This is a genomic window from Lactiplantibacillus paraxiangfangensis (assembly GCF_036246185.1).
GTDB lineage: Bacteria > Bacillota > Bacilli > Lactobacillales > Lactobacillaceae > Lactiplantibacillus > Lactiplantibacillus paraxiangfangensis.
In genome coordinates, this window is sequence record NZ_BTPW01000005.1 from 97,966 (window position 1) to 118,072 (window position 20,107).

Genomic DNA, 20,107 nt, shown 5'->3' on the forward strand with positions numbered 1-20,107 from the left:
AGATCATAATCCCCTTTATTAAAGATATATAAACTTGATGATACTAAACCTGAACGGGGATTTCAATTAGTTATCCGAAAATTGTGGTAGTTTTGTGGTTCAACATCGTTAACAATGAGCTTGTTAACCTTACCAAAATCGGTCGGCGATTGTTTGATCACGTCAATAAAGACTTGAACCCGTTGATCTTCGCCTTCCGCTTCAATGAATACGGAGCCATCCATTAAATTTCGAACAATTCCGTTGACACCACACTTATCCGCGGCGACCTTTGTGGCCCAGCGAAAGCCAACCCCTTGAACGCGGCCGCTGGCTTGCAGAGTTACTGCGCGCATACTGTCACTTCCTTTAATTGTAAATCATAATAACCCATACACTAATATAATAGCATGGAAGTGTGATGCGGGCGATATGCTATACTTGAAAATAAATCGTGAGATCTCTCGGCACGGGAGACCTTGCAAGGACGAAAAGGAAGTTCATACCGTGGAAAAAATCAATTCTTTACAAAACGTGCACGTTAAAGCGTGGAAAAAATTACAGACCAAAAAAGGCCGTAAGCAGCAGGGCATGTACTTGTTAGACGGCTGGCACTTAGTTAACGAAGCCGTTAAAGCGCATATTCCCATTAAAACGTTACTGATTACCGAAAAACAATTGGCCACCGATCCGGACTTAACCAAGTTTCCGGCGCTGATTGAAATCTCTGAGGAGGTTGCAGCTCATATTAGCGCCACCGTTACGCCCCAAGGTGTATTTGCCCTAGTTGTTTTACCAGACGCCAAGGACGATGAGTTAGCAGATCTAGACTTGACCCGGCCATGGTTATTACTCGATAACGTCCAGGATCCTGGTAATATTGGGACCATGGTGCGAACAGCGGACGCTGCGGGCTTTGCCGGGGTGGCATTTGGACAGGGGACGGTCGACGTCCATCAACCAAAAGTTGAGCGGGCCATGCAAGGTAGTCAGTTCCATCTTCATTTAATTAGCACCGATTTAACGACCCTAGTTGACCGGCTGCATGCCGACAACGTTCCAGTGTACGGTTCGGAGTTGAATCCGGAAGCCGTGCAGTATCAAGACGTCGACGCCCCCGCAGCGTTTGGCCTCGTGATGGGGAATGAAGGTAACGGGATGAGCAAAGCGCTCTTAGCGCAAACGGATCAAAACTTATATATTCCGATTAAAGGACGTGCGGAATCTTTAAATGTTGCGGTTGCAGCCGGGATTCTCATGTTCGGGTTATACCACTAGGTTACAATTAGTAAGAATGACGTTTAAATTGGGCAAAATACTTTTAAAGTTACTTACTTTTTAGTAGAATAGCGGTAGTTATTAACAAAGGGAGCTTTTAATGAAAACTAATGCGTGGAAACAAGATTCTGAATACGTGGCGCTAGTTGCAGATTTGTTAGCTCAACCAGAAGTACAGCGGTTGGCAGATTTTACTCAGCACCATCATTCGAATCGCTTAGATCATTCAATTGCAGTTTCATATGATAGTTATGTTTTAGCGAAGAAATGGCATCTTAATACGACGGCAGTTGCTCGTGGTGGATTATTGCATGATTTGTTTTATTATGACTGGCGTGAAACCAAGTTTGATTTAGGGTCGCACGCATTTATCCACCCACGGGTCGCGTTACGAAACGCTGAAAAGTTAACCAAATTAACACCGATGGAAAAGGATATCATTTTGAAGCACATGTTTGGGGCGACGTTAGCCGTTCCTAAATATCGAGAAAGTTTGCTCGTTTCCTTAGTCGACGATTATGAAGCAGAACACGAATTTTTTGGCCCACTACGTAACAAAGTGGCCAAACAGTTAGATCGGTTCCGAGGTAAGGTCTCCGCCGGTTAATCGAATTTTTTGGAGGAAGTAATCATTAACTAAAATATAGAAAGATGTGGAACTATGTAGAAAAGAATACCAAGCTCCCCGTAGAGAGTAAATATGGAGGTGGCGAGCTTGGCAATGATTAAATCACTGACATCAATAGTAGTCTAAATTATAGTGAGAAGTGAAAAGACAACACTAATTTGGGTGGCGATGATGCTGATGATTCGAACACAAAAAGTAAGGCTTTATCCTAATCGTCATATGAAAAAGGTGCTCGATAGCCTTTGTGATTATCGGCGGTATTGCTGGAATGAGGGACTGGCTACTTGGAATGACATGTATGATTTGTATACACTTGATTCCAATAGTCCCCGCCCTAGCTCTTATTCAGTTCGAAATGAATTGGTCGCGAATAAAGCTGATTGGCAGTATGAGTTATCAGCACGTACCTTACAATTGGCGATTGTTGATTTAGGAGCAGCTTGGCAGAACTTCTTTGACAAGGCACAACCCGATTGGAGTAAACCAGCGTTCAAATCCAAAAAGGCTGCTCGTCAGGGGTTTAAAACTGACCGGGCTAAAATTGTCGCGGGTAAGCTTCGCTTAGACAAACCACGTGGTACCAAGAATTGGTACGACATCAGGATTAGTAAACATACTGATTTGTCAGGCGCACTAAAGGTGGTCAGTATTTATCGTGAAAATGGGAAATACTGGGCCAGTCTTCCCTTTGAAGTTGAACTTGCTGCCAAGCCAAAAACTGGTGATAAATCAGCTGTTGACGTGAACGTTGGTCATTTGAATTACACTGCCGGTGTTGTTGATACCTTGCCGAAACGGCTACGTAAGTTGTATCAGCGCATCAAGTTTTACCAAAAGCAGCTAGCTCATAAACGAGTCGTGAATGGTAATAAGGCAACCAAGGGTAGTCGTTATATTGCAATGAGAGCCAAATTGCAGCGTGACTATCGAAAAGTTACCAACATCCAGCATGACATCATACAAAAGTTTACGATGAAACTCATCAATAATTACGACAAAATTGTGATTGAAGACTTGTCCGTCAAAGATATGCAGATGAGCCACGTTGCTTCCAAAGGCTTACAACGGGCAATGTTTGGCTATTTCCGGCAGATACTAAGTTATAAGTGTAAGTGGTACGGTAAAGAGCTGATTCTAGCAAATCGACACTATCCTTCAACGCAACGCTGTTCAAAGTGCGGCTATATCAAAGTTGGTGACGACAAAATCACATTACAAGGCAATGCAGCACATCGGACTAAACATAATGAATATGTTTGTTATAGTTGTGGTGCAGTGCTCGATCGTGATGAAAATGCCGTTGCCAATTTACTAGATTTAATCTAAAAAATAAAGATTTAACGGGGCTGGCTAAAGTCCTTAAGCTGTCATAGTTGGTCAATGCGATTACTCCCTAGTGGAATATCGGAATACTGGCGTCATAACGGCAGCAAGCAAAAACCAAGAAAGGAAATATGCAATCTTTCTAAATGTAGACATCAGCCATGATTTTCTACATTTCTCTATATTTTGCATAGCAGGTCATGCATATGTCAGAAATGATAGTTGATACGGTTGAAGACTCAGCCGTCGATTTTGAGCTGTGTCCCAAATTTGAAAAGACTTTTTCCATTTTGGGTAAGAAGTGGAATGGTCTAATCATTGACGTTTTACTCGAAGATGGGCCACAACGTTTTAAGAACTTGGCACGGCGCATTCCTAAGTGTAGTGACCGGGTACTGGTGGTTCGCTTGAAAGAACTTGAAGCCAATGGGATTGTTAGTCGGGTCACGCACTGTGATTCCGCACTGATTGAATACAGCTTAACGACCAAGGGGAAGGATCTCCGGCAAGTGATGGATACCGTCCACACTTGGTCTGATAAGTGGTTTAGTCCAACTCAGTGTAATTAATGGGTTGACGGAATTAGGGCTTTAGCCTAGACTTACATTGTAGATAAAAGCTGTGACGAGAAATAGTAGTTAGGAGCGACGTCTTAGGGACGGGTGTCATCGATTGTAAGCACCCCGGCGTTTAAGCTAATGAATTCACTCTCCGAGCTGAAATTGGGCGTTTTTGATAACAAATAATTTTCCGGTCACCCGACCGTTACTACGGGAAAAGTGCACGCTAGGATTGAATAGCGTGAACAAGGGTGGTACCGCGATGACCTCGTCCCTTTTTGGGCGAGGTCTTTTTTTGTCGTCAAACGTTAATAAAAATATTGGAGGAAGCATATGAGTTTACAAGATCGGTTAACTGAATTACGTGATCAAGGCTTGGCCGACATTAAGTCCGCCGATGTGTTGAAAAAAGTCAACCAAGTTAAAGTCGATTTACTTGGTAAGAAGGGTCCCATTACGGAAGTTTTACGTGGGATGCGGGACTTAACGCCCGAAGAACGCCCTAAAGTTGGTGCTTACGCTAACGACGTGCGTGATCGCCTTCAAAATGCGATTGATCAACGGCGCGCAGAATTGGAGCAATTAGCGGTCAATAAGCAATTGGCTGCGGAAAAATTAGACGTGACCATACCAGGACGTGAAGTTGCCCAAGGTCAACCGCACGTGATTACGCAAATTATCACGGAATTAGAAGACCTGTTCATGGGAATGGGCTATCAAATCGTTGATGGTGATGAAGTTGAAGAAGATTACTACAACTTTGAACGTTTGAACTTGCCTAAGGATCACCCCGCACGTGATATGCAAGATACGTTCTACATCACTAAGGAAGTCTTATTACGGACCCAAACGTCCGCTGACCAACCCCGGTCACTTGAAAACCATGATTTCTCTAAGGGCCCATTAAAAGTGTTGTCACCTGGACGCGTTTATCGTCGGGATACCGACGATGCGACCCATTCACACCAATTCCATCAAATTGAAGGATTAGTTGTGGACAAGCACATCACCATGGCCGATTTAAAAGGGACCTTAACGTTAGTTTCTAAGACGTTGTTCGGGGACCAATTCGACGTCCGCTTACGGCCAAGCTACTTCCCATTCACGGAACCATCCGTTGAAGCCGATGTGACTTGTTTCAACTGTGGCGGTAAGGGTTGTGGCATCTGTAAACAAACCGGTTGGATCGAAGTATTAGGTGCCGGAATGGTTCATCCCCACGTGCTTGAAATGTCAGGGATCGACCCCGAAGTATACGGTGGGTTTGCCTTTGGCTTAGGCCCAGACCGTTTTGCAATGTTGAAATACGGTGTTGATGATATCCGGAACTTCTACTTAAACGATGTTCGGTTCTTGTCACAGTTTTACAAGAAAGGTTAGGAGGAGTCCACATGAGAATTTCTACCCAATGGTTAAAGGATTATTTAAAGCTGGACATTCCGGCCGATGAATTAGCAGAAAAAATTGAACGGACGGCCGTTGAAGTTGACGGCGTCATTCGTCCCGATGAAGGACAGAAAAAGGTTGTTGTTGGGCACATTTTAACTTGTGAACCCCATCCTGATTCTGACCACTTACACGTTTGCCAAGTTGACGTTGGCGAAGACGAACCACTTCAAATCGTTTGTGGCGCACCCAACGTTGCGGCTGACGAAAAAGTCATCGTAGCGTTACCTAACTCTTGGATCGGCAACCACACGAAGATTAAAAAGAGCAAGATGCGCGGCGTGAAGTCTGCCGGGATGATCTGTGCCTTGGACGAACTTGGCTTTGATGAAAAGTTAGTGCCTAAGGAAGTCGCTGACGGAATCTTTATCTTGCCAGACGACGCGGTTCCAGGCGACCCCGTCTTCGGTTACCTCGGAATGGACGATGAAATTATCGATATGTCCGTCACACCTAACCGTGGGGACATGTTGAGCATGAACGGGACGGCGCACGAATTGGCTGCCATTTACGATCAAACACCTAACATGCCAACGGTTGATTTACATGAAGACGAACAAGACGACGCCACCGACCAATTAGAAGTGCGGGTCGATGCCGATGAACACGACGTTCCAATGTACAAGATGCGTCTTATTAAAAACGTGACGATCAAACCAAGTCCATTATGGTTACAAATTCGGATCTGGAATGCCGGGATGCGTCCAATCAATAACGTTGTTGATGCGACGAACTATATTTTGATGCAATACGGGCAACCATTACACGCCTTTGATTTTGACCAATTGAAGAATGGGCACGTTAACGTTCGGTTGGCCAAGGACGGCGAACACATGACAACTTTGGACGGTGAAGACCGCGAATTGTTGCCAACGGACCTCGTTATTTGTAGTGAAGATACCCCAATCTGTTTAGCAGGGACCATGGGTGGCTTGGATACTGAAGTGACCGATGCAACGACGTCGATTGCTTTGGAAGGCGCCGTGTTTGATGCGGTTAAAATCCGGAAGACGGCTCATAATCACGATTTACACAGCGAAGCTTCCATGCGCTACGAACGTGGCATTGATCATGGAATGACCGAAACGGCCTTGGACGCAGCGGCCGCAATGATTGCTGAATTGAGTGACGGGACCGTGACGAAGAACGTTGTTATTGGTCGCGACGAAGATGTTCAGCCAACGACGGTAACAATCACCTTAAGCAAGATCAACCACGTGTTGGGGACGACGTTATCCGTTGAAGCAGTTGCGGACATCTTCAAACGGTTGGACTTCGAAACGACGGTTGATGGTGAAACTTATACGGTCACCGTACCACCTCGTCGCTGGGATATTCATATTCCAGCTGACTTGATCGAAGAAGTTGCTCGGTTATACGGCTACGACAACTTGCCTTCAACTTTACCAACGGGCCAACCAACCATTGGTAAGTTGAACGAAACGCAACAAGTTATTCGGGACTCACGCAAATTAATGGAAAGTGCCGGCTTAACACAGGCTATTAGTTATTCATTGACGACTGAGGAAAAGGCTAAGGCCTTCGCCTTACATCCAAGTGAAGTAACTAAGTTAGACTTCCCAATGAGCTCAGAACGGACGACGTTACGTTTGAGCTTAGTTTCTGGTCTGCTAGATGACTTAGCCTACAATAATGCCCGTAAAGAACATAACGTGGCCTTATACGAAGAGGGCCGGGTCTTCTACAGCCAGCCTGAACAAGTGCGTCCAAAGGAAATCGAACACATTGCTGGTGCCATCACGGGCTCAATGACGAAGAAGAGCTGGGGCGTTGCTGAACAACCCGTTGATTTTTATCAAATCAAGGGGATCGTAGAAGGTTACTTGAAGAGCTTGGCTTTAGATGCCGCTGTGAGCTATGTCGCAACGACTGACCATCCTGAAATGCACCCTGGTCGGACAGCCAACATCTTTGTTGGTGACCAGTTGGTTGGGTTTGTCGGTGAAATTCACCCGAACACGGCCAAAGCTTACAAGGTTCGTGAAACCTACGTCTTCGAACTCGACTTAACGGCCTTGATCGCCTTACCAAAGGAACGGCAACAATATCAACCAATCTCGAAATTCCCAAGTATGACACGGGACGTTGCGATGTTGATCAATGACACCGTTACGAACGCGGCGATTGTTGACTTGATTAATGACAAGGGTGGCGCACACTTACAAAGTGTTGAACTCTTCGATGTTTATACCGGTAGTCACGTTCCAGCTGGTAAGAAGTCGTTAGCTTACACGTTAACTTACCGTGATCAAAACGCAACGCTGGTTGACGATGAAGTGACCCAAGCCTTCGATAAGGTCTTGGCCGCTTTGACCGATGAGCTGGGTGCGGAAATTCGTTAAATGGTTGTTTAAAAGACAAGGCTAAGAATTAAGTGCTAAGTAGCCACTTATAAGTTATTTCGGTTGCCACTGATGACATGCGGTCGTGGGACCGGGTCAAGCCTGAGGATCGGTCTTGCCCCTCGCCTGGAACAATTGCAAAATACGCAATTGTTCCAGCCCGTCCGTGGTCTAAGACCGGAAAATCACCGGTCAAGACCACCTTCACGACCGATGCCATCAGTGGCCACCTCCGATTATCTGACAGTAATAACGATAGTAAGTTTGATTTGAGCGAAGTCGGGCAGTGGTAATGTGCAGGCATTAACGCAAATCTAAATTTTAGTGATTATTAAAGGTAGTGCCAACAACTGTGTGATGGTTGCTGGCACTACCTTTTTATGTGGCCGAATCTAAATAATCATGTGTTGCCAAGCGTACTGTGTTTTGATACATTTATCAGATAGCAAATTCTAAGTTAAGGAAATCAGCATGAAAAATTATGTTCGAATCCAAGTTATTGCGGGCGCTTATTTAATGATCTTTGTCGCCGCACTCTATTTTGCCACCGGTGTTCAAACCGGTTTTAAGTTAGATGACAATCAATTGATCGGTTATGTCGGGTGTGGCCTCTTGCTCGTGGGCCTTGGCGCATCGTTTTTTACCGTTAAAATTAAGATGCAAAAGGGTGTTGCGGTGCTACTGACGCTGTGTTGCATGGGGTTAGGCTTTAGCGAGGTTAATTTTAATGAGGCCTTTTGGTACTTTATTTTGTTTGTGATGTTAATCCCGTTTTGGATGTTATTGGAAACTGTGATTTTTGTGGGACAACGTGATAAAAGCTAAATCAAATTAAAATAAAAAGGCAAGTTCACATGGCCATCCGTTAATCTTCAGAAGTCTGTTGGATGATTGTGACCTTGTCTTTTTTTATTTTAGTCAATGACAACTTTTGTGTTGTAACGAATGTTTTTATAGACCCACTTTGAATCGGCAATACTTAAATGAACACACCCGTGTGATGAAGGTCGTTTGCCGAGGTCCGCCGCGTCAGATTTGATAATGTGGCCCTGAGTATCGACGGGGGTTGAGTGAAATAAGTACTCACCGTGGTTCAACCATGAGACCCAGTAGTAGGCGCCTTCGTTAACGGACGCACTGTAAAAGTATTTTCCCCGCTCAGCTTGAACGTGGTAGGTGCCCCGTGGCGTCTTAGTGGTATTCGTTACGCGACCGGTTGAAATGTACATGGTATAGAGCACGCGTTTTCCAGTCATCAAATAGAGTCGTTGTTTTTTTAGTGAAACGTGAATCCACATATGCGGATATTTGTTGACGTCGGGATAGGCGACCTTTTCTGAAGATTTGCGCCAGTTGATTGGTGCCCGCATGACGGAAGGCTTCGTGACTTTCTTAGTGGTCGTCATATTTTTAGCCGCCGCACTTCGATGGTGGGTCATGATTGGAAGTGATACTAATAAGCCGGCAATCAGTATAATCCCCAGCAATGTCACTAGTTTCTTTGGTCGTTGCATGTTATAAAATCCCCCGTTAATCAATAAAGCTTCTCTCAAAGTCTGTTATAACCTTATTAGATGCAAAAAACAACTGGTCTACCTGGAAATGAAATCATAATAACCGTAGCAATTTAATTTTAATGAGCCGAATAGCTATCCGTGCTAATAAATCTGCAAATCAATGTAAACGCTATCATATGAATGGCTGCTGATGTTTGGCCAATTGGCTATAAATCGCAACAGGATACCAATCAGAATTGAAGCTAATTTCAATAAATATTGCGAATTTTGTTAAGTGGTCTAGTAGAAAAGCAAATGACGGTATGACTAGTCAGTATCCAGTTCAGACAAGGTGTGGTAGGGTGAAGTTATCGTTTACGAGTGACCTAAACGGGGTCTTAGTAAGCAATCTTGGCCAATTAACTTTAAAAATCACTAAAACTCGTTGTGAACTAGTGCAAAGCAAGCAACAGTTTTGTATAATTGATAGGATTAATTAATAAATGGAGGGGCGAAGCTTGAATAACGACCAAGATAACCAGGATCAACAAGATCATGGGTCGACCGAACCAAAACGGTCGGTGCAAAAACAGCGGAAATCATTTTCAAAACACGTCATTGGTGGCGTAGTTGGCATTTTACTAGTGCTATTGATTATTATTGGTGTCATGGGCTACCGTTATTTTGATAACGCAACACAACCGTACAACAGCAAGGATAATCAGGTTGTGCAAGTAGATATTCCATATGGTGCCAATAGTAAAAAGATTGCGAATATTTTGCAATCCAGCAAAGTCATCAAGAGTGGCTTTGTGTTTGAGTACTGGACCAAAGCGCATAACTTGTCTAACTTCCACGCTGGCTATTACCAATTAAAGCCGTCGATGAGTTTGTCACAAATTGCAACGTCCTTGAACAAGGGTGGTTCATCCGAACCAATTCAAAGTTCTAGTGGCCGGGTGCTAGTCGTCGAAGGAAGTCAGATTACGACGATTGCTAAGACGGTTCAAAAACAGACGGACTTTACCGCGGCTGAATTCTTAGCCTTGATGAAGGACCAGACGTTCATAAAATCCTTAGCACAAAAGTACCCACAATTACTGACGTCGTCGATGAGTGCTAAACAAGTTCGTTATCACTTGGAAGGGTATCTTTTCCCAGCGACGTATGAAGTGGGCAAGAAGACAACGCTGAAACAGCTAGTCACGCAAATGGTTTCGAAAACGAACGATGAGTTAAAACCATACTATGGTCAAGTTAAGAAGTCGAAGATGTCAGTCCAAGAAATCATGACCTTAGCTTCCTTAGTGGAACGCGAAGGCAGTACTAACAAGGACCGGCGTTTAATTGCCGGGGTCTTCTTGAACCGCTTGGATGCCAAGTGGCGGTTAGACTCTGATATTTCCGTGTTCTATGCGATTAACTCGACTAAGTCAACGTTAACGGCAAAGGACCTAGCAACCAATTCGCCTTATAATTTACGGCGTAACTTAGGTTATGGTCCTGGTCCATTTAACAGTCCTAGCCTGACTTCCATCAAGGCGGTCTTAGATCCCGCACAACGTAGTAAGGGTTACATGTATTTCGTGGCGGATCTGAAGACTGGGAAAGTCTACTATGCAAAGGACGCGGCTGGACACGCAGCTAACATTGAAAAGGTTTCGAAACATAACGAAGCCGCTGAAAAATAAGAACGGGGCTAACTTTAAAATGAGCGAAAATAAACATCACCAACGACCAGTCGTTATCGGTGTGACCGGTGGTTCTGGTAGTGGTAAAACGACCGTCAGTAAGGCGATTTATAATCAATTGTCTGGCCAATCATTACTGATTTTACAACAAGATTCATACTACAATGATCAAAGTGATATGACGATGGCCCAACGCCACGCCGTGAACTACGACCACCCGTTGGCTTTTGATACCGACCTGATGATCAAACAAATCCAGCAGTTACTGGCGTACGAACCGATTGAAAAACCGGTCTATGATTACGAACAGTACACCCGGAGCAGTGAGACCATTCATCAAGAACCCCGTGACGTGATTATCGTCGAAGGTGTTTTGATTTTGGATGATCAACGATTGCGTGATTTGATGGATATCAAGGTCTTTGTCGATACGGATGATGACATTCGAATCATTCGCCGTATTCAACGGGATATCAAGGAACGGGGCCGGACGTTAGACTCCGTAATCAGCCAATACTTGGCGACCGTTAAGCCGATGTATCACCAATTTGTGGAACCAACCAAGCGTTACGCGGACATCATTGTGCCCGAGGGTGGGGAAAACGAAGTGGCCATTGATTTACTGACAACTAAGGTTCGCTCGATTTTATAAACAAACTTAAAAGACCAGCGCTATTTTGAATTTGAGAGTTTACATTTAAAATTCAGAATGGTAGGCTGGTCTTTGATATAACTATTACAGGAATTAGAGGAGTGGAAACATTGGCCGAAGATAAAACATATCCAATGACAGAAGAGGGAAAGGTCAAGCTCGAAAAAGAACTTGAAGATCTTAAGATCAACCAACGCCCTGAAATTATTAACCGAATTAAAATTGCTCGGAGTTACGGTGACTTATCCGAAAACTCTGAATACGAATCAGCAAAGAATGAACAAAGTTTGCTTGAAAACCGGATTAAGACGGTTGAACACATGCTTCAATACGCCGAAATCATCGATAGCGAACAAATCGATAAAAATGAAGTTTCCGTTGGTAAATCCGTCACGTTTAAGGAATTACCCGACGAAGAACCAGAAAGCTACGTCATTGTTGGGGCCGCTGAAGCCGATCCAATGGAAGGTAAAATTTCCAACGATTCACCAATTGCCAAGGGCTTAATTGGCCACCGCGTTGATGAAGAAGTGACGATTAACATTCCAGCCGGTTCCATGAAAGTTAAAATCTTAAAGGTTGAAAACGCCTAAAGCTACTAACGTCAAAAACGCATTCACAACTAATCAGCTGTGAATGCGTTTTTTTTAGATTTTTTAATTAAATGTCTAAATGTTGAAAGCCGAAAAAACCTGATATCAGCAATCTACCAACAAATCCGGAAAAATTGATTTAGCTGGTTTTTAACCAATCCTAGCGCAGCCCACTAGTTCTGTCCAGCGGAGCGATGAAGAATCCTATTGTTTGTCATTAATTTTTGATGTGACAACGATTGTACCTATTTTAATGCTTTCAAACTTTAGCTAAATATAAACGATCTTAAGTTCCCCGAGTGAGAGGTTACCGTCCACGTATACGACGGGACCGACATTAGTTGGCTGACCGACCGTTTCGATGTGGCCCATACTGTTAGTCACGTTCATTTGTAGCTGCCAAGTACTTGGCACGTAGAGCTCGATGCTACCAAGTGAGAGGTCGAGATTGATCACGGCGGTTGGACCAGCGAGTTCGACGTCGTCAAAGTAGATCTTGGCACCGGCCATGGAAACGTTAATGTTGGCCGTCTTAAACTGGTCAGTGTGGACGTAACGAATGCTATTACCAAATGATAAGTCAATCTTGACGTTGGCGTTGCTGATAGTGCCGCGGGAGTCACGGTGGTGATGCTTCTTCCAATCCATCGAGTATTCCCAGTTTTTGGGCTTAAAGTAGCGCGGGCGAATGATTAAGCTCAGTCCAATGCTGAGAAGCAGCGCGGCGCCCAGAATCGTCCATGGGACCAACTGGGTGATTCCTAGTGGTCGGGCATAGAGAATGGCTAGGAAGGCAAGGGCAAACACCGCACCGGCCATGTTTAAGTAACGTAAGCTGCTAATGAGTGCGGCAACTAACACGATGGTGAAGAGAATACCCCAAAAGCCGATGTGGACGGTGAGCAAGCCAAGTTGACTCGTCACGAGTACGACGGCACTGACGATTAAGAAAGTGGCCCAAAACCAATTTCGTTTCATTTATAAGGACTCCTTTTGTTCTAAGATAAGTTTTAGTGGCCGGTAGTAGCGCCGTGAGACGTATAATTGCTTCGGCGATTGTTGAAACGCTAGTAAGTTACCAGTAAGGGTCTTAGTGAGCGAGTAGACGCGCTGCACGTTCACGACCGCAGATTTTGAGACCCGTTGAAAGTTAGTCGGTAGGGTCGTGGCAATTGCCGTTAAGGATCCACTAGCCCGATAAACGGCGGCGGGTGTGTGAACCGCAACGTTGTGACCGGTCGCTTCGATGAACATAATGGCGGTTAGTGGTAATGCGATGGCCTGTCCGTGTTGTGAAACCGGTAACGTAGCTGGCGTCAGCGAAATTTTTGTTAACGCGGCAACCAGTTGATCCCGTTGGGGAAAGTCTTCCGGAATCGTTAAGGTCAGGCAGGGTTCAGTTGAATTTTTGTCAGTTACGACCCGAACTTTCACGGGGGCTCACCTCCTAAGATGTTATCAGTACACCATATTTTTAAAAGGTTGTAAATCAACATTGCATAACTGGTTTATTTTACGTCCTAAGTGGTTAGGTCTGATTTGCTCAATGGGTTGCAATGTTGCGTTTTACGAGTAAACAAGGCACAATAACTGTAAACGATTACAGAGTGAGGTGGCAACATGAAAATTACGATTACGGATGCGGCCAGCAAATGGTTTCATGATGATATGGGTGTAACGACTGGCAATGGGGTGCGCTTTTTTGGTAAAACTTACGGCAAGACCGCCGTTCACAGTGGCTTTTCGATCGGTTTAATGCGCGATGATCAGCCCCACAATCCAATCGGCGAGGTGCAAAAAGATGGCGTTAACTATTACGTCAACGACCGGGATGAATGGTTCTTTAAGGGCTATGATTTAAACGTCGATTTTGATCCCGATAACGACGGGCCTAAGTATGATTACATTCCAAACGCGGATTAGGTTTAGTCCGTTAAATCAAAAATAAATACTAAAGGCGTCTCCCAGATGAATTCATTCGGGAGACGCCTTTAATAGTTTAAACGTAATAATTAGTGTCGACGTCGTTTCAATGCGAACCACGCGACGGTTCCAACGGCAGCGACTCCGGTAATGAGACTACCGGTCAGCAGCAGTGGTGGCCGGTAAGTCAAGGTTACCGTATGCTTACCCTGACTTAGCGGTACCGCAACGAAGGTATTGATGACCTTCTTAGTTGCCACAGCCTTGCCATCGACCGTTGCGTGCCAGCCTTTAGAATAAGGGATGGTCGTCATGAGGACTTGGTGGGTCTTCTTGATATTGACCGTTCCTTGTAACTGTCGACTCGAATGGTGCGTCAGGTGCCAAGGTTCTTGTTGTAAGACTTTGGCGGACTGCTTAAATTGCGCGTTATTTAACTTGTAAAGCGTGAAGTTCTGCAACCACAACGACGTTTTCTTCATCTGAATTCCAAACGTCACCGTCTTGCCCTTGCTATTAGTGGCCACGTTGACCGCAATGGTATGCCGGTAAGTTGGGTACTGCTTAAGCTCTTTACCATTGATATAGTAACTGGCGTTAGACGTTGTTAAGTTGGAACCAAGCGTAATGTAATAAGAATCATTCGTTGGTGGTGTGAACTTGAAGTAAATCGATCCGGTCTTCGCTAGATTTTGCTTATTCACGACCGAACCGGTTAGGGTGGTGACCCGTTTGACGTTTTGGAAAATAACTTGATCAAAGTTTTCAGCGCTAATTAGGCCACTCGTTGAGCGGTTAGCCAGCGTTTGATAGATTAATTCTTGACGGGCAATCGGATCACCGGTTGTCTTAGAAACTTTCAATTTAGTAATGTTATCAGAAGCGCCGAATCCTAACCCGAGGGCGTAAGGGTTCTTGTACGTGCTAACTTTCGTGTTGCTTAAAGCGGATGATTTCTGATAGTTTTGTAAATCGGGTTTCGTACTAGTGACCGGAATGTAGCTCCGGTAATCCGCGTTACTCTGTTGCGCAGTGGGCACGTTTTTATCCATAAAGTATTGCATGTCTAGTAACGAATCACTAATCAAAGTCCCGTTGGTGTAAGCGACGACCCCGTCGCCGTCTGGTTGACCAATCGAGCCAAAGAAGTTTGGAATAATGCTTTCAAAAGTCGAACTAAAGTGATCAGCACCATTATACGCGGCCTGCATGGGGTCGTCCTTGGTCCGGGTGAACGTCTTACCAATCCGGTAAAAGCCGGAATTGCTGGATTTAATTTGATTGACCGTTTGATCCAGAACCTTGGTATAGTTTCCAAATTCGCCTTGAGAAACGTAGGATAAATTGTTTAAGGAAGCGACAGCGTTGATCGACATATCGACCGAAACAATTAGTAACGCAATGATCTGATAAAGTTGAATCCGTGGTTTTGGCACTAGTAAAAAGATCAAGGTGACCGCAGCCAGGGCAATCGTAATGAGCAAGTTTGCTTGGGTTACGTAAGTTACGTGTTTAATGTTCAGGTAAACCGTGCCGAATAGGCCAGCCGTTAAGAGTAGCATAATGGTCCCTTGCCACCATTTAACGGTTAGACGATCCGTTAGGGCCTGAGCGCCAATCCAGACGATCCAGAAACAGAAGACAAAGGAGAAGCGGTACGGGTACCAGACCGGAAATTGGTCGGCGTGCCAGAGTAAATCCAATGGTTCGTAACAGAAGGACAGGATTAGCACGGCGGTGACTAACAGGGCGCTAACCTTGACCGTCCAGTGGAACTTACGGCGGCAGAAGAACAGGATGAATGCAAAGATTGCGAGCCAAGCGACGTAGAAGTTTGGTTGGCCGGATGGCATCTGGTCAAAGTTAAACGTCCCGGTGACAAATTTAGCTAACATTTTCCACGGGGCGTACTCGAATTTCCAATGGACCTTCGTGACGTTATACTTAGCTTTACTCTGCATCAGTGCCCAAAGTGTAGGCAGTAAGATCCAAGCGGAGAGTGCGACCGCTAAAAGGCCACCCCAAGCGAATTTTAAGACGTGAACACAGAACGTCTTGAAATCTTGCCAATACTTAGTTGCGCCGTATAGCCAGTAGAGACAACTAAATAAAATGACCATGTAGCCCATATAGTAGTTGTCGATCAGCATGACGGCTAACCAACCGGCAAAGTAGCGGACCTTTCCCGTTTTAAAGAGCCGTTCGAGACCTAAAATCACGAGGGGCAAGATGGCCGTCGTATCTAACCAAATCATGTTTAACTGGTTAGCAATCATCCAGCCCATCATAGCGTAAGCCGTACTGAAGGTTGGTACGAGCCAGCCTTTTTGCGTGTGCGTTTTGGTCAGCAACCAAGCAAAGGATAGGCCGGCACAGCCGTACTTTAAGACTGTGACGAGAAAAATCCCGGTGGTGATCGATTGGCCTGGGAAGAGTAGATAGATTAAGTTAAAAGGACTCATTAAGTAATAAGCCCAGACCCCAACCATTTCACCCCCAATGGTTTTGGAGAAGGAATAGAAGAATGCGCTGGGGTCGTGTAACAGGGTGTGCCGGAAATAGGCAAACAAATCAACGTATTGTTGACCTAAGTCGACCGTCAACAGACTGCTGGAACCAAAGGGCGCCATGTGCCGGTAGATGAAATAGCCGGTCATGATGAGCAGTGGAAGCCAAAAACTGACCCACAGTGGCCAGGTTCGTTTGTCAAAAAAACGACGGATTTTCAAAAATGCCACCTCAATCTCTTTAGAAATTCGCAACTGAAGGTGAAACTTGCAGCTACAATTTTATGTCTACCGTATAGGATAGCATAAGAAACGTTTCACTGGTATTAAGCCTTTATTATGAAAGGTTTAATCCTAAGGAAAGTCAGTTTTAAAAGATTGATGCCGATTCGTGGTGGCAAAAAGGCTCGGATGGGGTTGATCCTGTGTTATGGTTATAGACATATAATGAAATTAATTTTACGCGCCATTAAAAAAGTCCCACGTCAGCAAAAGTGACGGGGACAGCTTGGCAAACGGACAATGCGGACTCGATCCGGAGTGACATGATCCGTGCTAACAATGGGTTAGGGTGCGAGATACCCTAACATCTTATATATTCGCAAATTTAGTAGCAGTCATTTTTTTCGTGGAAAAAACTTTCACTTATAAATTAGTGACTTATGACCTAGTCCGGTTGTCACTGATGACATGCGGTCGTGGGACCGGGTCAAGCCTGAGAAACGTCTTGCCCCTCGCCCGGAACAGTTGCAAAAAACGCAATTGTCCCGGACCGTCCGTGGTGTAAGACCGAAAAATCATCGGTCAAACACCACCTTCACGACCGATGTTATCAGTGCCAACCTCCGATGACTCAATAAAGTTTTGAATCAATACAAAAAATAGTGAGTTTATTTCGAGCGAAGTCGGGCAGCCTTGATGTGCTGTGTCGGCAAGATTAGCAGATGATTTTTAGCTGCTAATCTTGTGGGGCGATTTAAAGACGCGGGTTATCGGCTTTGAATCGAGGCCACAGACCGTACTATGGCTGGGGCCGTCCCCCCACAGCAGGTCAAGGCTGCCCGACGAAGCGTCTAATTTTTGGAATAGTGATTATGATCTTTCAACTTTGAGATAAGTATTTTTAAAGATGCTTATAAATTTGTTTCACCAGGAATGCGAAAGAATAGGATTTATAGTAAACTATTGATTGGTAAAAGCGCGTAGGCTAAAATAGCATAGGTAGCGCAATTTTTTAGGATTATTTAGTAACATCTGGCGGATTTTAGGAAAAGTTCACCAAATTAAGAACGGGAGCCTGAGAATTGAAACTGTTTAAGAAAATTACTGCGAATCGTGATCCTAATAAGTCACATATTCCATTTCGGTTAAACTTTTTGTTCTTCAGCGTCTTTTTGCTGTTTGCTGCGTTGATTGGACAGCTGGCTTACTTGCAAGTCGATTATGGACAAAAGTTTCGAACGGAAGTTAACTCCGCCAATAATACGACGGCGACGGCTAACGTTCAGCGGGGATCGGTCTACGATTCTGCCGGACGGGTCTTAGTCGGAAATAAATCGCACCAAGCGATTCAATACACGAAGGGACTAAACGTTGCTTCTACTAAGATGTACTCGGTTGCGACCAAGTTAAGCGAGTATTTGGCTATTCCAACGAATACCTTAACCGACCGAAATCTAGCCGATTACTATTTAGCTAGTGCTAGCAATTTGAAAGCTGTCTCTAAGAAGGTCAAAACTTCATCCGACGAAACTGTAGTGTACGCGCGGGAAGTGGCCTATGCGGAGAAAAACTTGATCAATAACTTTACACCGCAGCAGAAAAAAGCCGCAGCCATCTACTATAAGATGAACTCGGCGTACTCGTTATCAACCGTTAACATCAAGTCGACGGGCGTAACTAGTACGGAGCTAGCGCAAATCGGTGAACACCAATCCGAAATGCCTGGTGTGAAAGTTGGGACGAGTTGGACGCGTAGTTATCCAAACGGGACCGATTTAAGTAGTGTGCTCGGGACCGTGACAACTGAAAAGCAAGGGTTACCAAGTGATGACGTTAAGACGTTGTTAGCTGAAGGCTATTCCCGTGACGATTCAGTTGGGCAAAGTCAACTTGAAAAGCAATACGAAAACGTCTTGCGCGGAACCAAATCCCAGACTGAGGTCAAAACTCAGGATGGTGTGATTCAAAAAGAAATTGAAAAGTATGGCGGTTCTAAGGGTGATAACATCCAGTTGACCGTTAACGCGAAGTTCCAAAAACAAGTTCAAAGCATTATGAAGTCGGTCGTAAGTTCTAATACCGGATCCAACCCATACATGTCCGGTGGTTACGCCGTGGTAATGAACCCAAGTACTGGTGCCGTTTACGCGTTAGCCGGGATTGACCGGGATACGTCAACCGGGAAGATGACGGAAAACGCCCTCGGGACGATTAACCAATCAATCGTTATGGGGTCGGTCGTTAAGGGTGCCACGGTTATGGGTGCCTTACAGGATGGTGTGATCACGCCAACCAACAGTACGTTGACTGATACGCCAATCAAGTTAGCCGGAACGGCTTCTAAGTCTTCTTGGTTCAACAAGAGCGGTAGTGCGAGCCTAGCATTGAATGCGTCAACGGCGATGGAAGTTTCTTCTAACTCGTACATGATGCAGTTGGCCATGAAGGAAGGCAACTATTCCTACGCTTCTGGAAAGGCGTTGACGATGTCGACGTCGGTCTTCTCGAAGTTACGGGGTTACTTCAATGAATTTGGTCTCGGTGTGAAGACGGGGATCGATTTACCTGGTGAAGCAACCGGGTATCAAGGTGATTCAAGTCGAACCAGTATTGGTAAAGCACTTGACTTGTCCTATGGGAACTACGATTCTTATACGACCATTCAAGTGGCGCAATACATTTCTACAATGGCCAATGGTGGTCGGCGAATCGCGCCACACGTTGTCGGTGCCATTACTGGGACCAATGCCAACGGGACGCAAGGAAAGGTTAAGGCCAACGTTAGTCCACGGGTCTTGAACACGATTGACGTGCCTTCTTCGTACTTTGATGTTGTCCATCAAGGTTACTGGGACGTGGTCCACGGGAACAGTGCTTATAAGACTGGTTCCGCGTTGTCCAGCTTGTCACCAGCGGTCGCAGCTAAGTCTGGGACTGCCGAAACGTTCCACGGGTCAACTTCGACGGAAACGTTGAGTTTAGCCACTTACGCACCTTTCAAAAATCCTAAGGTGGCGATTGCCATCGTCTTCCCAGGGATGTCTGGTGGGGCGGCTAATACGACGGCTGCAACCCAAATCTACAAAGCTTTCTGGAAGTATTATAATAAGTAAAAAAATTGTCTGATAAAGTGCCAGTATCTTAATTGATACTGGCATTTTTAATGCATTAATGATATAGTAGTTTGAGTTAAGGGCTCTGGCCCTGGAATACGCGAATGAGTTTGGAGGGTCAACACTATGCGGGTACACATTACACTTGAATGTACTGAATGCCACGAACGTAACTACTTATCTTCAAAGAACCGTCGGAACAATCCTGACCGGGTTGAATTTAAGAAGTACTGTCCTCGTGAACATAAAGTGACATTACATCGCGAAACAAAATAACAACGGGGTTACCTGTTGTTTTTTCTGTAACATTGTCATTGGACAATGGGTTTCTCA

At 44.9% G+C, this 20,107-nt stretch carries 19 protein-coding genes and 1 other annotated feature; of the genes, 13 read left to right on the forward strand and 6 right to left on the reverse strand.

All coding sequences use genetic code 11. From position 1 onward, the window contains the following. Nucleotides 1–62: 62 nt before the first annotated feature. Entirely contained in the window at nt 63–335 is a 273-nt protein-coding gene (locus AAA939_RS03770) for an acylphosphatase (protein ID WP_057706965.1), read from the reverse strand. A 151-nt stretch (nt 336–486) separates the two neighbouring features. Between AAA939_RS03770 and AAA939_RS03775 the strand changes: the two genes are divergently transcribed. The 6 genes from AAA939_RS03775 to pheT all read left to right on the forward strand — a co-directional run bounded on the left by AAA939_RS03775 (nt 487) and on the right by pheT (nt 7,577). Next, nucleotides 487–1,257, forward strand: coding sequence for a TrmH family RNA methyltransferase (locus AAA939_RS03775; protein WP_338209088.1), 771 nt, complete (start codon nt 487–489; stop codon nt 1,255–1,257). Nucleotides 1,258–1,357: 100 nt separating this feature from the next. Continuing rightward, nucleotides 1,358–1,864 carry an HD domain-containing protein gene (locus AAA939_RS03780; protein WP_338209090.1) on the forward strand — a complete coding sequence of 169 codons (507 nt, stop codon included), beginning with the start codon at nt 1,358–1,360 and terminating at the stop codon, nt 1,862–1,864. A 198-nt stretch (nt 1,865–2,062) separates the two neighbouring features. Further along, a complete protein-coding gene (locus AAA939_RS03785) occupies nt 2,063–3,211 on the forward strand; it encodes an RNA-guided endonuclease InsQ/TnpB family protein (RefSeq protein ID WP_338225922.1) in 1,149 nt (382 codons plus the stop codon). A gap of 203 nt (nt 3,212–3,414) precedes the next feature. Further along, complete coding sequence (locus tag AAA939_RS03790) at nt 3,415–3,777, forward strand: winged helix-turn-helix transcriptional regulator (protein WP_057706968.1); 363 nt, start codon at nt 3,415–3,417, stop codon at nt 3,775–3,777. 43 nt (nt 3,778–3,820) lie between these two features. After that, nucleotides 3,821–4,047, forward strand: a binding site (T-box leader). A gap of 54 nt (nt 4,048–4,101) precedes the next feature. Next, complete coding sequence (gene pheS, locus AAA939_RS03795; RefSeq protein WP_338209092.1) at nt 4,102–5,148, forward strand: phenylalanine--tRNA ligase subunit alpha; 1,047 nt, start codon at nt 4,102–4,104, stop codon at nt 5,146–5,148. Nucleotides 5,149–5,159: 11 nt separating this feature from the next. Next, nucleotides 5,160–7,577: a phenylalanine--tRNA ligase subunit beta gene (gene pheT, locus AAA939_RS03800; RefSeq protein WP_338209094.1), complete on the forward strand. Its 2,418-nt coding sequence runs from the start codon at nt 5,160–5,162 to the stop codon at nt 7,575–7,577. Between the two features lie 28 nt (nt 7,578–7,605). Here the strand turns inward: pheT and AAA939_RS03805 are convergent, their stop codons facing one another. After that, the gene (locus tag AAA939_RS03805) at nt 7,606–7,797 is read right to left on the reverse strand and encodes a hypothetical protein (RefSeq protein ID WP_338209096.1); all 192 of its coding nucleotides are present in this window, start codon (nt 7,795–7,797) and stop codon (nt 7,606–7,608) included. A gap of 251 nt (nt 7,798–8,048) precedes the next feature. Between AAA939_RS03805 and AAA939_RS03810 the strand changes: the two genes are divergently transcribed. After that, nucleotides 8,049–8,402 carry a hypothetical protein gene (locus AAA939_RS03810; protein WP_338209098.1) on the forward strand — a complete coding sequence of 118 codons (354 nt, stop codon included), beginning with the start codon at nt 8,049–8,051 and terminating at the stop codon, nt 8,400–8,402. An 89-nt stretch (nt 8,403–8,491) separates the two neighbouring features. On the opposite strand, the gene AAA939_RS03815 is transcribed toward AAA939_RS03810, so the two are convergent. Next, the gene (locus AAA939_RS03815; RefSeq protein WP_338209099.1) at nt 8,492–9,091 is read right to left on the reverse strand and encodes a L,D-transpeptidase; all 600 of its coding nucleotides are present in this window, start codon (nt 9,089–9,091) and stop codon (nt 8,492–8,494) included. A gap of 485 nt (nt 9,092–9,576) precedes the next feature. On the opposite strand from AAA939_RS03815, the gene mltG reads away from it, so the two are divergent. The 3 genes from mltG (at nt 9,577) to greA (ending at nt 12,009) form a co-directional block, all read left to right on the forward strand. Then, entirely contained in the window at nt 9,577–10,764 is a 1,188-nt protein-coding gene (gene mltG, locus AAA939_RS03820; protein ID WP_338209101.1) for an endolytic transglycosylase MltG, read from the forward strand. Nucleotides 10,765–10,783: 19 nt separating this feature from the next. Then, nucleotides 10,784–11,416, forward strand: a complete 633-nt coding sequence (gene udk, locus AAA939_RS03825) for a uridine kinase (protein WP_057706973.1) — start codon at nt 10,784–10,786, stop codon at nt 11,414–11,416. A 110-nt stretch (nt 11,417–11,526) separates the two neighbouring features. Then, on the forward strand, nt 11,527–12,009 hold the full coding sequence (gene greA, locus AAA939_RS03830; RefSeq protein WP_338209103.1) for a transcription elongation factor GreA: 483 nt from the start codon (nt 11,527–11,529) through the stop codon (nt 12,007–12,009). A gap of 270 nt (nt 12,010–12,279) precedes the next feature. Here the strand turns inward: greA and AAA939_RS03835 are convergent, their stop codons facing one another. After that, nucleotides 12,280–12,987, reverse strand: a complete 708-nt coding sequence (locus tag AAA939_RS03835; protein WP_338209104.1) for a LiaF transmembrane domain-containing protein — start codon at nt 12,985–12,987, stop codon at nt 12,280–12,282. Further along, complete coding sequence (locus AAA939_RS03840; RefSeq protein WP_338209107.1) at nt 12,988–13,443, reverse strand: LytTR family DNA-binding domain-containing protein; 456 nt, start codon at nt 13,441–13,443, stop codon at nt 12,988–12,990. 186 nt (nt 13,444–13,629) lie between these two features. Here AAA939_RS03840 and AAA939_RS03845 point away from each other — a divergent pair, with 186 nt between their 5' ends. Next, nucleotides 13,630–13,932 carry a HesB/YadR/YfhF family protein gene (locus AAA939_RS03845; protein WP_338209109.1) on the forward strand — a complete coding sequence of 101 codons (303 nt, stop codon included), beginning with the start codon at nt 13,630–13,632 and terminating at the stop codon, nt 13,930–13,932. A gap of 89 nt (nt 13,933–14,021) precedes the next feature. Here AAA939_RS03845 and AAA939_RS03850 read toward each other — a convergent pair whose 3' ends face one another. Then, nucleotides 14,022–16,661, reverse strand: coding sequence for a YfhO family protein (locus AAA939_RS03850; protein WP_338209111.1), 2,640 nt, complete (start codon nt 16,659–16,661; stop codon nt 14,022–14,024). A 1,082-nt stretch (nt 16,662–17,743) separates the two neighbouring features. Here AAA939_RS03850 and AAA939_RS03855 point away from each other — a divergent pair. Continuing rightward, nucleotides 17,744–19,774 carry a peptidoglycan D,D-transpeptidase FtsI family protein gene (locus tag AAA939_RS03855; RefSeq protein ID WP_338230494.1) on the forward strand — a complete coding sequence of 677 codons (2,031 nt, stop codon included), beginning with the start codon at nt 17,744–17,746 and terminating at the stop codon, nt 19,772–19,774. 126 nt (nt 19,775–19,900) lie between these two features. After that, a complete protein-coding gene (rpmG, locus tag AAA939_RS03860; RefSeq protein WP_003638573.1) occupies nt 19,901–20,050 on the forward strand; it encodes a 50S ribosomal protein L33 in 150 nt (49 codons plus the stop codon). The last annotated feature ends 57 nt before the right edge of the window (nt 20,051–20,107 follow it).

Excerpts from the sequence above, each read along its gene's own strand:
- AAA939_RS03770 (WP_057706965.1), bottom strand. The coding sequence starts at position 335 with ATGCGCGCAGTAACTCTGCAAGCCAGCGGCCGCGTTCAAGGGGTTGGC.
- AAA939_RS03780 (WP_338209090.1), top strand. The coding sequence starts at position 1,358 with ATGAAAACTAATGCGTGGAAACAAGATTCTGAATACGTGGCGCTAGTT.
- AAA939_RS03785 (WP_338225922.1), top strand. The coding sequence starts at position 2,063 with ATGATTCGAACACAAAAAGTAAGGCTTTATCCTAATCGTCATATGAAA.
- AAA939_RS03790 (WP_057706968.1), top strand. The coding sequence starts at position 3,415 with ATGTCAGAAATGATAGTTGATACGGTTGAAGACTCAGCCGTCGATTTT.
- pheS (WP_338209092.1), top strand. The coding sequence starts at position 4,102 with ATGAGTTTACAAGATCGGTTAACTGAATTACGTGATCAAGGCTTGGCC.
- pheT (WP_338209094.1), top strand. The coding sequence starts at position 5,160 with ATGAGAATTTCTACCCAATGGTTAAAGGATTATTTAAAGCTGGACATT.
- AAA939_RS03805 (WP_338209096.1), bottom strand. The coding sequence starts at position 7,797 with ATGGCATCGGTCGTGAAGGTGGTCTTGACCGGTGATTTTCCGGTCTTA.
- AAA939_RS03810 (WP_338209098.1), top strand. The coding sequence starts at position 8,049 with ATGAAAAATTATGTTCGAATCCAAGTTATTGCGGGCGCTTATTTAATG.
- AAA939_RS03815 (WP_338209099.1), bottom strand. The coding sequence starts at position 9,091 with ATGCAACGACCAAAGAAACTAGTGACATTGCTGGGGATTATACTGATT.
- mltG (WP_338209101.1), top strand. The coding sequence starts at position 9,577 with ATGGAGGGGCGAAGCTTGAATAACGACCAAGATAACCAGGATCAACAA.
- udk (WP_057706973.1), top strand. The coding sequence starts at position 10,784 with ATGAGCGAAAATAAACATCACCAACGACCAGTCGTTATCGGTGTGACC.
- AAA939_RS03835 (WP_338209104.1), bottom strand. The coding sequence starts at position 12,987 with ATGAAACGAAATTGGTTTTGGGCCACTTTCTTAATCGTCAGTGCCGTC.
- AAA939_RS03845 (WP_338209109.1), top strand. The coding sequence starts at position 13,630 with ATGAAAATTACGATTACGGATGCGGCCAGCAAATGGTTTCATGATGAT.
- rpmG (WP_003638573.1), top strand. The coding sequence starts at position 19,901 with ATGCGGGTACACATTACACTTGAATGTACTGAATGCCACGAACGTAAC.